Raw genomic sequence first — 15843 nt, 5'->3', positions numbered from 1 at the left:
ACTATTAACGACACGCTTTATGAAAACGCTTTAAAAATGAATAGCAGAGGGGATAGGAGACGATGTTATTACTTGTTGCATTAAGTGCAATAATTGCACCATTTCTGTTTCTTGTTATTATGCGAATGCCTGCAGTTAAAGGAATGCTGTACAGTGCAATAATTGTCATTGTATTAGCCTTTCTAGTTTGGGGAATGGAAGTAAATGTTATTTCGGCATCAGTTTTGCAAGGTGTCCACAAAGCATTAACAATTTTACTTATTTTATTCGGTGCTATCGTGTTATTGAACACACTTACACACACCGGAGCCGTGGATCGAATTAATCAAGGGTTTCGTAATATTTCGGGTGATATGCGTGTCCAAGCAATCATTGTTGCTTTTCTGTTCGGTTCACTCATTGAGGGAGCTGCTGGATTTGGTACGCCTGCAGCAGTGACAGGTCCACTCTTAGTTGCATTAGGATTTAATCCAATGGCAGCAGCTGCTTTAGCACTTATTTCAGATAGCACATCTGTTTCATTCGGTGCTGTTGGTACACCCGTCCAGGTTGGGTTAAGTAATATTCCAGGGGCGGATTTAGCGTTTTTTAAAGAAATCGGAATTAAAATAACGACAATTGATTTATTTGCTGGAACGTTTATTCCGTTTATTTTAATTATTATATTGACGCAATTTTTTGGTAAAAAGAAAAGCTTTTCCGATGCGTTAGCACTTCTGCCGTGGTCATTATTGATAGGTCTTGTATACACTGGATCAGCTTTTCTTTATGCAACATTATTTGGCCATGAATTTGTCTCAATTTTGGCTTCACTTACAGGGCTTGCAATTGCTACTTGGACGGCTAAAAAAGGTATTCTCTTACCAGAAGAGGCGTGGACAGACGCATTAAAAGATGATTTTGAAATCAGTGAAAAGAAAGCAGATATGAGCTTAATGAAAGCATGGTCGCCATATTTAGTCGTTGTTGGACTACTTCTTTTAACAAGGATTGTGCCACCTGTTAAAGAATTTGCTTTAACTGCTATTGATCTAACCTGGACAAATATTTTGGGAGTCGAAGGGATTACATCAGCTTGGGAGATCTTATATTCACCTGGTACAGTCCTTATTATCGCAGCCCTTAGTGCGGTCTTAATTCAGGGTAAATCACTTACAAATTTTACTAAGGCATCTAAGGAAGCATTAACATCGATAAAAAATGCTGGTCTTGCTCTTATTTCAACTTTAGCACTTGTTCAAGTGTTTACTAATTCAGGTATGAATGTCAATGAGTTAATTAGTATGCCACAATATATTGCAAATGCGTTGGCAAATACGTTTGGCTCAATGTGGGTTTTTGCAGCACCATTTTTAGGTGAATTAGGTGCATTTATTACAGGAAGTGCGACAGTATCAACGTTAACTTTTTCACCGATTCAGTTTAATATCGCCAATGAAACGGGTATTAATTCCGATGTTATTTTAGCACTACAAGTCATTGGAGGTTCAGCAGGAAACATGATTTGTGTGCATAATGTTGTAGCAGCTTCAGCTGTTGTTGGTCTATCTGGTAAAGAGGGAGACATCATTCGTAAGACATTAATTCCAGCACTTTTATATGGTGTACTAGCAGGTATTGGCGGATTTATATTACTTCAATTTTTATAAATGAATGATCATTGGAAGGATATAACCCCTTTTCACTTAGATTTTTATCCTATAAAATAATAAATACGTCTTATAAATGGAGGAGAAGGGGTTATATGGTATATGAACCGATTCGCTCAAAAAAAATTTATGAAAAAGTTTCAGATACGATTATTGAAAAAATAAAATTAGGAGAACTTAAACCTGGAGAAAAGCTCGATTCTGTTGAACGATTAGCAAATCAGTTTCATGTTAGTCGTTCAGCTATTCGAGAAGCATTAAGTGGTTTAAGAGCTGTAGGAATTGTTGAGATAAAACACGGAGAAGGAACATTTATAACTGAATTTGATCCATCTAAATTTTCCTTACCAATTACAACTGCATTAATAGAAAAAGTAGAAGACATAAAAGAACTATCCGAAGTACGAAAAATATTAGAAGTTGGTGCTGCATCATCTGCTGCATTGAACCATAAAAAAGAAGATTTAATTTTACTGGAAAAATCACTTCGTGCGATGGAACAAGCAAAAGGAAAAGGTGAACTTGGAGAAAAAGCAGATTTAGAATTTCATATTGCTATTGCGAAAGCAACACATAATAAAATGTTAATGAATTTAATGAAAAGTGTGTCTGGTTTTATGATTGAATCCATGCGTGAAACGAGACGGCTTATACTTTATTCAGAACAAAGAAATGAACTTCTTGTGCAAGAACATTATCGGATTTTTCAAGCGATAAAAAATAGAGATGAATACGAAGCGCGTCAAGCTATGTTCGATCATCTCGTTGAAGTTGAAAAAGTATTAGCAAATCATCTCGATTAAAATGAGGTGTAGTAACCAACAGACGCAATTGGAGGCGAAGTAGATGAAAGTTTCGCTATTTATTACATGCATGTGTGACATCTTTTCTCCACATGTTGGTAAACATACAGTCGAATTATTAGAACGTTTTGGGTGTGAAGTTGATTTCCCTAGTCAACAAACATGTTGTGGACAACCAGCTTTTAACAGTGGCTATTTAACAGAATCAAAAGTAGCAATGAAACAAATGATGCGTGCTTTTAAAGATGCGGAATATGTTGTAGGTCCATCTGGTTCTTGTGTTGGCATGATAAGAGAATATCCTAAAATATTTGCCCATGATCCTGAGTGGAGGGAAGAAGCAGAAAAACTAGCGAGTAAGTCCTATGAAATAACACAGTTTCTAGTCAATGTTTTAGGTGTGAAAGATGTTGGATCAACTTTTGAAGGAAAGGTGACGTACCATCCATCTTGCCATATGACTCGGATTTTAGGTGTGAAAAACGAACCAATCACATTGTTAAAACACATTAAAGGCATTGAGCTGAAGGAGCTACCGATTAAAGAGGATTGTTGCGGATTTGGTGGAACTTTTGCTGTGAAAAACTCAGTAATTTCTAGTGAGATGGCTAGTGAAAAATCAGAACATGTATCTGAAACTGAAGCAGAATATCTGGTTGGTGGAGACATGGCCTGTTTAATGAATATAGGTGGTCGGATGCAACGTGAAGGAAAAAAGGTGAAAACCCTTCATATTACTGAAATACTTAACCACCGTGAATAACCATTCGACTTAAATAAAAAAATTACGATAATAATACGAATGGAGGTCGGCCGTCAATGACATTAAAAATAAGTGATTTATCTTATGAAGAACGTGTACAAGAAGGGATAGAGAATGATTTCATGCGACAAGCCGTCGCTTCTGCTCAAGGACGTTTTCGTAGTGGAAGAGAGACACGAGCTGAAGAAATTGGAAATTGGGAGGATTGGCGTGCATTAGGTGAAGAAATTAGGCGCCATACATTAAATAATCTTGACTATTATTTAGAACAATTAAGTGATGAAGTCTCAAAACGAGGTGGACATGTTTTTTTTGCTGAGAAAGCTGAAGATGCGAATGCGTATATACAAGATATTGTGAAAAAGAAAAAAGCAAAAAAAGTTGTAAAATCAAAATCGATGGTGACAGAGGAAATTGGTTTGAATCAAGCATTAGAAGAAGTCGGGGCTGATGTTGTTGAATCGGATTTAGGTGAATGGATTTTACAATTAGATGATGATCCACCATCACATATTGTGACACCTGCTCTTCATAAAAATAAGGAACAAATCCGTGAGACATTTGCAAAAAAACGTGGCTACACAAAATCGGAGAAACCTGAAGAACTTGCTCTATTCGCAAGAGAGCAATTACGTGAAGAATTTTTATCATGTGATATTGGAATTACTGGTTGTAATTTCGCTGTTGCAGAATCGGGTGCCATAACATTTGTAACGAACGAAGGAAATGCTCGAATGGTGACGACAATTCCTGACACGCAAATTACCGTCATGGGGATGGAAAGAATTGTACCAACATGGGAAGAGCTTGATATATTAGTTAGTCTACTAACACGCGCAGCTGTTGGGCAGAAAATAACTAGTTACGTTACTGCGATTACTGGAACACGCTTGGCTGGAGAAACGGATGGGCCAGAAGAATTCCATCTAGTTATTGTTGACAATGGGCGGTCTAAAATATTAGGAACCGAATTTCAATCAACACTTCATTGTATTCGTTGTGCAGCATGTATTAACGTCTGTCCAGTTTATCGTCATATTGGGGGCCACGCTTACAATTCGATTTATCCTGGTCCAATTGGTGCTGTTTTATCACCTTTATTAGATGGTTACGAATCACATCAAGAATTACCATATGCTTCAACATTATGTGGGGCATGTACTGAAGTGTGTCCTGTAAAAATCCCACTTCATGAACTATTAATTCTACATCGGAAAAAAATGGTTGAAGAAGAGAAAATGAGCCCTAAACTAGAGCAACTAGCGATGAAAGGTTATGCAAAATGGGCTTCGAATGCTGCGGCTTATAAAATGGGAGCAGCTCTTGCAAGACCAGCTCTGAAGCCATGGATTAGACAGGAAACGATTAAGAAAGGTCCCGGTCCATTAAAGGAATGGACTGTGAATCGTGATTTCCCTGCACCAGCTAAAGAAACATTTCGTGCGTGGTTTAAAAAGCGGAATAAGGAGGCGCCACATCATGACGAAGATTTATAATCGTGATGCCTTTTTAGAAAATATTGCACGTCATTTAGGTAGAAAACGTCAAACGAAAAAAGTAGAACGTCCCAATTGGCATGTTTCACCTCAGCACAGCGTTCTTCGAGGGTTAAGTCAAGATGAACTTGTTGATATATTAGAAAAGCAATGCCAAGAAATTCATACAGCATTTAAACGGACAAATATAGAAAATTTACCAAAGACATTGCATGATGTATTATCAACTTATAAGACAAAATCGATGGTTGTTGCAAATGATTCACGTCTTAAAAGATTCGGTTTAATCCCCTTATTTAATTCGCTAAAAGATGAAATAAATATACATTTATGGGAAGAAGCAAATGGAAAGAAGAATCAATTAATAGCCGAACAAGCCGATGTTGGTATTTCGTTTAGTGAGATAACATTAGCTGAATCAGGTACCGTAACATTGTTTATTAATAAAAATCACGGCCGTTCCATTAGTTTGATGCCTAAATCTTATATCGCTCTCATACCTAAAAGTACACTCGTACCACGGTTAACTCAAGCAACTGAACGGATTCATAATCAAGTGAAGAACGGTGAACAAGTGCCTTCATGTATTAGTTTTGTAACAGGACCAAGTAATAGTGCTGACATTGAAATGAATTTAATTGTCGGTGTTCATGGTCCAATGCATGCCACGTATATTGTGATAGAAGATGCCTAATATGTTAAGGGTGGGGAATGCTTATGCTTAATCAAGAAATAGTTAGGAAGTTTTATGATATTGTAGAGAAAGAGAATGTCGTAATAGATGAAGCGAGTTTACTAGCTTATTCATATGATTCAACACCACAGTATCAAGCAATGCCAGATGCGGTTATATCGCCAAGAAACACGCAGGAAGTTGCTGATATCGTTTCAGTTTGTAATCAATATAAGATCCCGATTGTACCACGTGGATCTGGAACGAATTTATGTGCAGGTACAACACCAACTAATGGTGGGATCGTCTTATTATTTAAACATATGAATCAAATATTAGAAATCGATGAAGAAAATTTAACAATAACTGTCCAACCAGGTGTGTTTACAAAAGAAATTAATGATCGTGTTCAAGAAGTTGGCTTATTTTATCCACCAGATCCAGGTTCTATGCATATTTCACAAATCGGTGGCAATATTAGCGAAAACTCGGGTGGATTACGTGGTTTAAAATATGGTGTCACACGAGACTATGTGATGGGGTTAGAAGTTGTTTTAGCTAATGGTGACATCATAAGAACTGGTGGAAAACTAGCAAAAGACGTGGCTGGTTATGATTTAACCCGTTTAATTGTTGGATCAGAAGGTACATTAGGAATAATAACTGAAGCAACACTCAAATTAATTCCAAAACCAGAAACAAAGAAGACAATGCTTGCTTTATATTCTGATTTAGAATCTGCAGCTGAATCCGTTTCAGCAATTATTGCAAATAGAATTATTCCAGCTACTTTAGAGTTTTTAGATCAAGCGACATTAAAAGTCGTTGAAGATTTTGCCAAAATAGGATTACCGACAGAAGCGAAGGCTGTTTTACTTATTGAACAAGACGGTGCGCCAGAAATAGTAGAACGTGATATGAAGAAAATTGCCAAACTTTGTCGAGAAAATGGCGCATTTGACGTATCAGTTGCTAAGACGGAAAAAGAAGCAGAGGAATTAACAGCTGCTAGACGAACAGCTTTATCGGCATTATCACGTCTTAAGCCAACGACGATTCTTGAAGATGCAACTGTTCCACGCTCGGAAATTGCGAATATGGTTCGATCTATTACTGAAATAGCAGATAAGTATCAATTAACAATTTGTACATTCGGTCATGCAGGTGATGGCAATTTGCATCCGACTTGTTTAACAGATGCACGTCATCAAGAAGAAATTGAGCGCGTTGATAAAGCTTTCGCAGAAATATTTGAAAAGGCAATTGAATTGGGTGGTACCATTACAGGAGAACATGGTGTCGGTGTGATGAAACTGCCATATTTACATTTAAAAGTCGGAAAAGCAGGTATTGACGTGATGCGCCAGATTAAAAAGGCACTTGATCCGAATAACATATTAAATCCTGGGAAAATATTCGTCCAAGAACCTAAAGTAGAAAGTCGGGTGAGTGAACAATAATGGATGTATTAGAAAAAGAACGGATTCAACAAGCGTTCAAAGAGAAAATGGATTACGACGAACTTATGAATTGTACGCGCTGTGGTTTTTGCTTACCTAGTTGTCCTACATATATAGAAACGGGGCAAGATGAAGTCCATTCACCGCGTGGACGTATAGCGTTAATGAAAGGTCTCGTTGATGGGAAAATAGAACCTAGTGAAGAAGTGAAAGCCTCGATTGATTTATGTTTAGGTTGTCGTGCTTGTGAAACAGTTTGTCCATCAGGTGTTAAGTTTGGTAGACTTTTAGAACAGGCAAGAGATGCGATTTATCAAGCGAATAAACAATCATTTTTAGAAAAATTTATGCGCCACGCCTTTTTAAGAAATGTATTTCCATATCATAACCGTATGATTGGTTTAACTGGATTATTGAGATTTTACCAACGTTCGGGAGCGCAAACATTAGCTCGTGCGACTGGAATTATGAAATTGTTTCCTGAACATATGCGTGTTATGGAACGTGTCTTACCAGAAGTTCCAAAACGAAAAGAAATGAAAAATCGTCCACATCATCTTATGCCACTAATAGAGAAGAAAACGAAAAAAGTCGCTTTCTTTTCTGGTTGCTTAATGGATACGATGTTTATGCCGACAAATGATGCAACGACGAAGCTTCTCCAATATGCTGGTTGTGAAATCGTTATTCCAGAAACACAAAATTGTTGTGGTGCATTACATGGTCATAGTGGAGAAGTAGAAGATGCAAGAGAATTGGCAAAGCGAAATATTGAAGCATTCGAGCAAGCAGAAGTAGATTATATTATTACAAATGCAGGTGGTTGTGGTGCTTTTCTCGTTGAATACGGTTATTTGTTAAAAGATGATCCACAATGGCATGCTCGTGCAAAAGCATTTTCAAACAAAATAAAAGATATTACGAGTGTATTAGTTGAATTGGATTTCCATAAACGACCACTTCAGTTAGAAGAGCAAGTTGTGACATATCAAGATTCATGTCACTTAAAAAATGGTCAACAAACATTTATCGAACCACGTGAATTATTAAAAGCAATTGATGGTGTTCAATATGTAGAAATGAAAGATGCTGATCGTTGTTGTGGTTCAGCAGGAATTTATAATCTCGTTGAAGCAGAAATGTCTATGCAAATTTTAGATTATAAGATGAAGCAAGCTCAGAAGACAAAAGCGAAGACGATTGTCACAGCCAATCCAGGCTGTCTTTTACAGATGAAACTCGGGATTGAAAGAGAAGGCTTAAGTGAAGAGATGCAGGCCGTTCACATTGTAGATTTCTTACTAGAAGCTTATGAAAAAGCGAATAAATAAATACATTTAATAGCATATTTCATGTTTCTTAGGGGAACATAAGGAAAAAAAGGATTGATTTAATTGCGCACTTTATGCCTTTTGTTCTTCAGTTTTATATTAATCATTAGCTTCCCGATTGAACAAGTAAGCGGTTATGGTTGGGGTTACAAGAAAAATAACGAAAATAAACTGCCTGATGTTGGAAAATATGGTGAAATGATACAGCCATATGATGCATATTATGCTGATTTATCAGGTGAAAAGTATATTTACCTAACATTTGATAACGGCTATGAACAAGGCTATACAGCTGATATTTTAGATGTATTAAAAAAAGAAAAAGTTCCAGCTACCTTTTTTGTAACTGGACATTATGTCAAAACAGCATCAGACTTAATTAAACGAATGGTAAAAGAAGGGCATATTATTGGGAACCATTCGTATACACATCCAGATTTTACAATCATGTCTAAAATGGAAATGGCTTATGAATTAATTAAGCTAGACAAAGCTGTTAATGAGATAACTGGTACAAAACATGCACTTAACTACCTTCGTCCTCCAAGAGGTACTTTTAATGAGCGTACATTGAAATGGGCGACTGAACTCGGTTATATTCATGTGTTTTGGTCGGTAGCTTTTCGCGATTGGAATCTTAATGAACAAAAGGGATGGCGCTATGCCTATGATGAGGTTATGAAGCAAATCCATCCAGGAGCAATTGTTTTATTACATGCAGTTTCCTCTGACAATGCTAAAGCGTTGTCGAAAATGATAAAAGAATTAAAAAAACAAGGTTATACATTTAAAAGTTTAGACGACTTATTAATGAAAGATTTGCTGCCTCATTTTATCCTTGGGTTAGAATGAAAAAGTATTATTGTTTATAAATTTTTTTCAGGGTTTAGTTTCGTTATCAAACGATCCTTCGTATTCTTTAGATAGATGACATATATATGTGGTTAAAGGGAAATTCGTGATAAATTTCATGAATTTCTCTTTTTTGTAGATACGGAAAAGTAAATGACTTTTGAATAAAAATAAAGAAAATCACGAAAGCTGTTTCATAAAATTTAAATGTTTACTACCAGTTCATCAAATCATCCTATAAAAGATTTTCAATCAACAAATATAAAATACATGAAACAAACCGCTTTAAATATTAACAATATTTGATATAATGAAATAAAAAAAGGAGTGAACAAATTGAATCAAATAAATTTAGTAGCACCAGACTCGTATAATATGACAATTGAAATTGAGAAACATGCTGAAAACCCGAAAAAGAAAGCATTGATTTGGTTAGACGATGAAGGCAATAAAAAAGAGATCACATATCAAGAACTCATAAAAAATGTGAACAGAATTGGTAACGTTTTCATTGAAAGTGGATTAGAAAAAGGCGATAAAGTCCTTGTAATGGTTCCACGGATTATTGACGCTTATGAAATTTACTTAGCAGCTTTAAAACTTGGAATTATCATTATACCGAGTTCCGAAATGTTAAAGACAAGTGATTTACAATATCGTATTCGCCATGGAGAAGTGCGAGGTGTTGTCAGTTACTATCCCTATGTCGATCAGTTTAAGGATGTAGATGAATATGACAGTCTAATCAAATTAGTTGTTGGTCGAGATATGGCTGATTGGATTTTTTTAGACGAATTAAAGGAACTAGCTTCTGACCAGTTATCTGGCGGAAGAACAACAAAAGACGATATCGCTTTTTTACCGTACACTTCTGGAACGACGAGCCATCCGAAAGGCGTTGTACATACGCATGCATGGGGATATGCTCATCTTCGGACAGTTGCAAAAAGCTGGTTAGGAATTGATAAAGACGATATTGTATGGGCAACAGCTAGCCCAGGCTGGCAAAAATGGATATGGAGTCCATTCCTAGCAGTCTTAGGTTCAGGTGCAACAGGTTTCGTTTATAACGGTCGTTTTGATGCAGAGAAATATTTACAAATTCTTGAAGATGAAAAGATTCAAGTTCTATGTTGTACACCTACCGAGTACCGTTTAATGGCAAAAGTCAATGATTTAGAGAAATATAACTTAACGGCATTACGTAGCGCCGTATCAGCTGGTGAGCCACTTAACGTTGAGGTGATTGAAACGTTTAAAAAACACTTTAATATCGATGTTCGTGATGGTTATGGTCAAACGGAAAACACATTACTTATAGGTATTACTGAAGATATGGAGTTAAAGCCTGGATCTATGGGAAAGCCAACACCAGGAAATAATGTCGACATTATTGATGACTTAGGACAAGTGGTAGATGTCGGGGTTGTAGGTGATATCGCGGTAAAACTAGATAGTCCAGCACTTTTTCAGGAATATTATAAAGATCCGGAACGTACTCTTATGTCAAGACGTGGAGATTACTATGTAACGGGAGACCGCGCGTATAAAGATGAAGATGGTTACTTTTGGTTTGAAGGCAGGGCTGATGATATTATTATTAGTTCTGGATATACGATAGGACCATTTGAAGTAGAAGATGCATTAGTAAGACACCCAGCTGTACAGGAATGCGCTGTTGTTGCAAGTCCAGATGAAGTTCGAGGATCAGTAGTAAAAGCATTTATTGTCTTAAAAGAAGGTAAAACATATGATAAAGAACAACTAAAAAAAGAACTGCAACAATTTGTTAAAGAGCAGACGGCACCATATAAATACCCACGTAAGATTGAGTTTATTAAGGAATTACCAAAAACAACTTCGGGTAAAATTCGCCGTGTAGCATTAAGAAACAAAGAAAAAGCAAAGTCGAAATTTTAATTAGAACGTAGGAGTAGTTGTAAATGATTTTAATTAATGAAGCGGAGAAAATGTGATTGTTTTCTTCGATTTTTTTTTGCCCATGTTTTTAATTTCAATGCTAAAGATATATTTGTGATTGAATGCACTGTATCACCTTCATATATTCTCTTGAGAGCTCAGATTGGTGTTCAACGTTCTCTCTCGCATGAAGAACATGAATTGAGACATGACATTGAGAGTATCAACGTATTCTCTCACGTGAAGAATATAAATTGAGACCTCACATTGTACTTTAACGTGTTCTCTCTTATGAAAAATTACCTTGAGATATTGCGATGAAATCAACACGCATAAAATTTCGTCTCTTACATTGTATATTATTAAATTGAAACCTCATTATTTCCCGAACGATACGCATAAATAAGATAATAAGTTTTTTAAGCAAACGACTTGAAAGTCAAAGAAGGTCAGAGTATAATATAGTCAGAAGGTCAAAGATAGTCAAAGTCAAAAGCAGATAAATTTAGTCAATAGTTGTTAGTTAAAGTCAAACGTATAATGAGCAGTCAATAGAATAAAAAAATTTACAAGGAGGAGTATATTTATGAAATGTCAAAAATGTGGAGTTAATGAAGCGAATGTCAATGTTACAATGCAATTGAATCACCAACGTACGGATTTACGTCTATGTCAAACATGCTTTAAAGAAATTCAAGGAAAGATGGTTAATCCGACATCGTTTTTCTCTGATTCATTATTTGGAAATGCTGATGATTTCGCAAATCAATTCTTTCAAGGTCATGGACCTAGTAAAGGTGCGGGAACACGTACTCGAGAACAAACAAATCATGGCAATGGATTATTAGATCAACTTGGTAAAAACTTAACTGACGAAGCACGGAAAAATCAAATTGATCCCGTTATTGGACGCGATAAAGAAGTTAAGCGTGTGATTGAGACATTAAATAGAAGAAATAAAAATAATCCTGTCTTGATTGGTGAACCAGGTGTAGGTAAGACAGCAATCGCTGAAGGATTAGCTTTAAAAATTGTTCAAGGTGACGTCCCTGCTAAACTGATTAATAAAGAAGTATACTTACTCGATGTTGCTTCTTTAGTTGCAAACACAGGGATTCGTGGTCAGTTTGAAGAACGGATGAAACAACTTATTCAAGAGTTGCAATCTCGAAAAGATGTGATTTTATTTGTTGATGAAATCCATCTTTTAGTCGGTGCAGGTACAGCAGAAGGTTCACAAATGGATGCTGGAAACATCTTAAAACCAGCTCTTGCTCGCGGTGAGATGCAATTAATTGGTGCAACGACATTAAAAGAGTATCGACAAATTGAAAAAGATGCTGCTCTTGAACGACGTTTTCAACCAATTATTGTAGAGGAGCCGACGATTGAAGAAGCCATTCAAATTTTAAATGGTATTAAGGACCGTTATGAAGCATTCCATGAAGTCCGTTACTCTGATGAAGCTATACGTGCCTTTGTAACTTTATCAGCTCGCTACATTCAAGATCGCTTCTTACCTGATAAAGCCATTGATTTAATGGATGAAGTCGGCTCACGCTTGAACTTAGAAAATGCTAGTAAAGATTCTGGACAAATTGAAAGTCGGCTAGCTGAAATTAAGAAGGAAAAAGAAGCAGCGGCTGAAAGAGAAGATTATGAACGCGCAGCGAATCTTAGATATCAAGAAATTCAATTAGAAAAGCAACTTGAAAAAGCTAAAGGAAAAGAGCAAGTCATTCATGTTGATATTTCCGATATTCAACTATTAGTAGAGGAAAAAACAGGCATACCTGTTACGAAACTACAAGCAGATGAACAAGAACAGATGAAGAACTTAGCAGCAAATCTTGGTAAAAAAGTTATTGGTCAAGAAGAAGCAGTTGAAAAAATTGCTAAAGCAATCCGTCGAAGTCGTGCTGGATTAAAGGCAAAAGATCGTCCAACTGGATCATTCTTATTCGTTGGACCAACAGGTGTAGGTAAAACAGAATTAACAAAAGTGCTTGCTGAAGAGTTATTTGGTTCACGTGATGCGATGATTAGACTTGATATGAGTGAATATATGGAGAAACACTCTGTTTCAAAAATTATTGGCTCTCCTCCAGGTTATGTAGGTCATGAGGAAGCAGGTCAATTAACCGAACAAGTGCGCCGAAATCCTTATTCAATTATCTTACTAGACGAAATTGAAAAGGCACATCCAGATGTGCAAAATATGTTCCTACAAATCATGGAAGACGGTCATTTAACAGATTCACAAGGTCGAACAGTGAGCTTTAAGGATACCGTTATGATTATGACAAGTAATGCTGGTACTGGAGTGAAAGAAGTGAATGTCGGTTTTAATAATGAGGGCCATGAATCGATTTCAACCCTTGAAAGTTTAAGTGACTACTTCAAACCAGAGTTTTTAAACCGTTTCGATTCGATAATTGAATTTAATACCCTTGAAGAAGAACATCTTGTACAAATAGTCGATTTGATGCTTGATGATTTGCAAGATAGAATTGAAGATCAAAACATCACATTTACCATTACAGATGAAGCGAAGAAAAAGCTCGCACAACTCGGTTATGACAAACGCTTTGGAGCAAGACCACTTCGTCGTGTCATTCAAGATAAGATTGAAGATCCATTAACAGATTTAATACTTGAATACGGCACGATTGAAAATGTCCATATCGATGTAAAAAACGATGAAATTCAAGTGCATAGAGTATAGATTAAATCATAACAGAAAGAACGTTCAAAAAGTCATTTTGACTATTGAACGTTCTTTTTTTATCTTCTATTCGAATATTAAAATGTAATTCATTATTCTACATATGCTTGATCAGATGGGCCAATATGATTAATTAATGATTTATGGTTAAATCAATTGATCATTCACATTTATTTTTTATAGAAGTAAACGGTGTATCCGCGAGAATTTAGGATTTACACACTTACTAGTAGGAAAATGAACGCTTAAAAAATAATAAAAAACGCAGAAACAATTAGTTATTCTACGATTTTTTTTGATTGGAAGAAAGTGATAGAACCGATTAATAAAAGAAGACTCGCAGCAATTGTTATAATTGCACTCATTATCAAATCGGTACTGATATGATTTGTAAGTAACATATCCTCAATATGTTGGGATAGTTGACTAGGACTCCAGTTAAAATATTTCCCTAATACACTTGTTAATAAATTTAAAGCCATCACAACTACGATTGTTAAGAAGAGGATGATCCCTTGACTTTTAACTATTGTATTAAAAAAGATAGATAAGCTAATGATAAACATAAACCATAAGCTATAAAAGGCAAATACTTTTAATAAATCAATAAAATTCAAATCACCAAATAGGAGATTCGTATAGTACCAAGAGCCAATGAGACCGACAAAAAGTGAAGCTAAGCTAATAAGGATAAAACTCGCCCATTTAGCAGTGACGTAATTGGAATAACTCACTGGTTTTACCAAAATGATTTCAGATACGCCACTTTTTATTTCACCAGTAATCGTCTGCATGGACATTAAGATGATGACTAATACACCTAATGTATTTAATTGTGATAAACTCATCATGATGGATTCGACAGGACTTGGTGTTGGCATTTTAAAGACAGCTCCCTCTGGAAGATTACCGACTGCATCTAATATTTCAGGCATATAATAAGTTGTAATCGGGTCCATAATTGATAATAGTAAAATGACGAGTGGAACCCATACCCACTTAAAATTTCGCCAATTTTCAAGCATTTCTTTTTGAAAAATGGTGTACCACTGTCTCATTTTGTCATCACCTTCATAAACAAATCTTCCAACGTCGAATGATTCATAGTCAATTGTGTAATCGGCCATAATTCAAGAGCGGCTTTCTGTATCACTTCATCACGTGCTTGTTCAACATCTGTGACAGAAATATGAAGTACATCCCGTTTATTGATGACATTTGTTACAGAAGGTAGTTCCAATAATTTTTGTTCATACAAGGCTATATCTCCAGTAAACTGTAGTTCAATCATTGCCGTTTGATATTTTTTTCGTAAATCATTAATTGGACCTGATTCAAGTAAATGTCCCTGCTTTAATAATAGTAATTCATCACTTATTTCATCAGCGTCTGATAAAATATGTGTAGAAAATAAGATTGTCATGTTCTCCTTTAGCTCTTCCATTAAGGTTAATACATCTCGGCGTCCAATCGGGTCTAATGAAGATACGGGTTCGTCAAGCATAAGAAGTTTTGGCTGATGAATAATTGCTTGAGCAATGCCTAGCCGTTGTTTCATGCCACCTGAATACGTGTGAATCCGTTTATGACGCGCTTCATATATACCCGTCTTCTTTAGCAAAAGGTCGGCTTTTTCCAGTGCTTCCTTTTTTGAAAGAGAATGAAGTTGCCCACTATAAATTAAAAATTCTCTTCCTGTCATCCAAGAGTGAAATGCAGGATATTGTGGAAGGTAGCCAATTTCTTTTCGAATATCTTGATTTGGTTTATAACCAGAAAAAGTAATCGACCCTGTGCTCGGAGCTAATAAACCAGCGAGCATTCTTAAAATCGTTGTTTTTCCTGCTCCATTTGGACCAAGAAGTGCGATACATTTGCCTTTTGTTAATTCAAAGCTAACATGTTTAACAGCGGTGTGACTGCCATATGTTTTCGTTAAATCTTTAACGGCTAATAAAGTCATTTAATCGTCACGCCTTCCAAAGATAAAGTAGAAGATAGGACCAAGTGTCGTTACGAAAATAATGATAAGTAACCATAACCATTTTGGACCATTTGTCACTTCCCTTTTAGACCAATCAACAAGCGCAATAACCATTAAGATAAGCTGAATGACTATAAGCGGTGCAATAATCCCCCAATTGATTTGTTCTAAGCCTTCGAACATCTCT

The 15843-nt window shown here is 36.0% G+C and carries 13 protein-coding genes; 10 read left to right on the top strand and 3 right to left on the bottom strand.

The features are described from left to right. The first annotated feature begins 62 nt into the window (after nucleotides 1–62). The 10 genes from HNQ35_RS09085 (at nucleotide 63) to HNQ35_RS09040 (ending at nucleotide 13672) form a co-directional block, all read left to right on the top strand. A complete protein-coding gene (locus HNQ35_RS09085) occupies nucleotides 63–1649 on the top strand; it encodes an L-lactate permease (RefSeq protein WP_146937435.1) in 1587 nt (528 codons plus the stop codon). Between the two features lie 95 nt (nucleotides 1650–1744). Then, complete coding sequence (locus HNQ35_RS09080; protein ID WP_146937433.1) at nucleotides 1745–2452, top strand: FadR/GntR family transcriptional regulator; 708 nt, start codon at nucleotides 1745–1747, stop codon at nucleotides 2450–2452. Between the two features lie 43 nt (nucleotides 2453–2495). Beyond that, nucleotides 2496–3215: a (Fe-S)-binding protein gene (locus HNQ35_RS09075; protein ID WP_146937431.1), complete on the top strand. Its 720-nt coding sequence runs from the start codon at nucleotides 2496–2498 to the stop codon at nucleotides 3213–3215. A gap of 56 nt (nucleotides 3216–3271) precedes the next feature. Continuing rightward, nucleotides 3272–4711: a LutB/LldF family L-lactate oxidation iron-sulfur protein gene (locus HNQ35_RS09070; protein ID WP_146937429.1), complete on the top strand. Its 1440-nt coding sequence runs from the start codon at nucleotides 3272–3274 to the stop codon at nucleotides 4709–4711. Continuing rightward, nucleotides 4695–5405, top strand: a complete 711-nt coding sequence (locus HNQ35_RS09065; protein WP_146937427.1) for a LutC/YkgG family protein — start codon at nucleotides 4695–4697, stop codon at nucleotides 5403–5405. Before HNQ35_RS09070 ends, HNQ35_RS09065 begins: the two co-directional genes overlap by 17 nt. 23 nt (nucleotides 5406–5428) lie before the next feature. Next, entirely contained in the window at nucleotides 5429–6844 is a 1416-nt protein-coding gene (glcD, locus tag HNQ35_RS09060; RefSeq protein WP_146937425.1) for a glycolate oxidase subunit GlcD, read from the top strand. After that, a complete protein-coding gene (locus HNQ35_RS09055; protein ID WP_146937423.1) occupies nucleotides 6844–8175 on the top strand; it encodes a (Fe-S)-binding protein in 1332 nt (443 codons plus the stop codon). Before glcD ends, HNQ35_RS09055 begins: the two co-directional genes overlap by 1 nt. A gap of 63 nt (nucleotides 8176–8238) precedes the next feature. Next, nucleotides 8239–9027 carry a delta-lactam-biosynthetic de-N-acetylase gene (gene pdaA, locus HNQ35_RS09050; RefSeq protein ID WP_146937421.1) on the top strand — a complete coding sequence of 263 codons (789 nt, stop codon included), beginning with the start codon at nucleotides 8239–8241 and terminating at the stop codon, nucleotides 9025–9027. 336 nt (nucleotides 9028–9363) lie between these two features. Further along, nucleotides 9364–10947, top strand: coding sequence for an acyl-CoA synthetase MbcS (gene mbcS, locus HNQ35_RS09045; protein WP_146937419.1), 1584 nt, complete (start codon nucleotides 9364–9366; stop codon nucleotides 10945–10947). A gap of 586 nt (nucleotides 10948–11533) precedes the next feature. Further along, complete coding sequence (locus tag HNQ35_RS09040; protein ID WP_146937417.1) at nucleotides 11534–13672, top strand: ATP-dependent Clp protease ATP-binding subunit; 2139 nt, start codon at nucleotides 11534–11536, stop codon at nucleotides 13670–13672. 278 nt (nucleotides 13673–13950) lie between these two features. Here HNQ35_RS09040 and HNQ35_RS09035 read toward each other — a convergent pair whose 3' ends face one another. From HNQ35_RS09035 to HNQ35_RS09025, 3 genes are read right to left on the bottom strand one after another with little or no spacing between them, the layout of a single operon-like run. Further along, nucleotides 13951–14730 carry an ABC transporter permease gene (locus HNQ35_RS09035; protein WP_146937415.1) on the bottom strand — a complete coding sequence of 260 codons (780 nt, stop codon included), beginning with the start codon at nucleotides 14728–14730 and terminating at the stop codon, nucleotides 13951–13953. Further along, the gene (locus HNQ35_RS09030) at nucleotides 14727–15635 is read right to left on the bottom strand and encodes an ABC transporter ATP-binding protein (RefSeq protein ID WP_146937413.1); all 909 of its coding nucleotides are present in this window, start codon (nucleotides 15633–15635) and stop codon (nucleotides 14727–14729) included. The genes HNQ35_RS09035 and HNQ35_RS09030 overlap by 4 nt, the downstream gene beginning before the upstream one ends. After that, nucleotides 15636–15839, bottom strand: coding sequence for a PLD nuclease N-terminal domain-containing protein (locus HNQ35_RS09025; protein ID WP_146937411.1), 204 nt, complete (start codon nucleotides 15837–15839; stop codon nucleotides 15636–15638). It lies immediately after the preceding gene. Nucleotides 15840–15843: the final 4 nt, after the last annotated feature.

Source organism: Cerasibacillus quisquiliarum (assembly GCF_014202495.1).
Taxonomy (GTDB): domain Bacteria; phylum Bacillota; class Bacilli; order Bacillales; family Amphibacillaceae; genus Cerasibacillus; species Cerasibacillus quisquiliarum.
The sequence above is the reverse complement of the archived record's forward strand: the minus strand, read 5'-3'. Positions and strand labels throughout refer to the sequence as shown.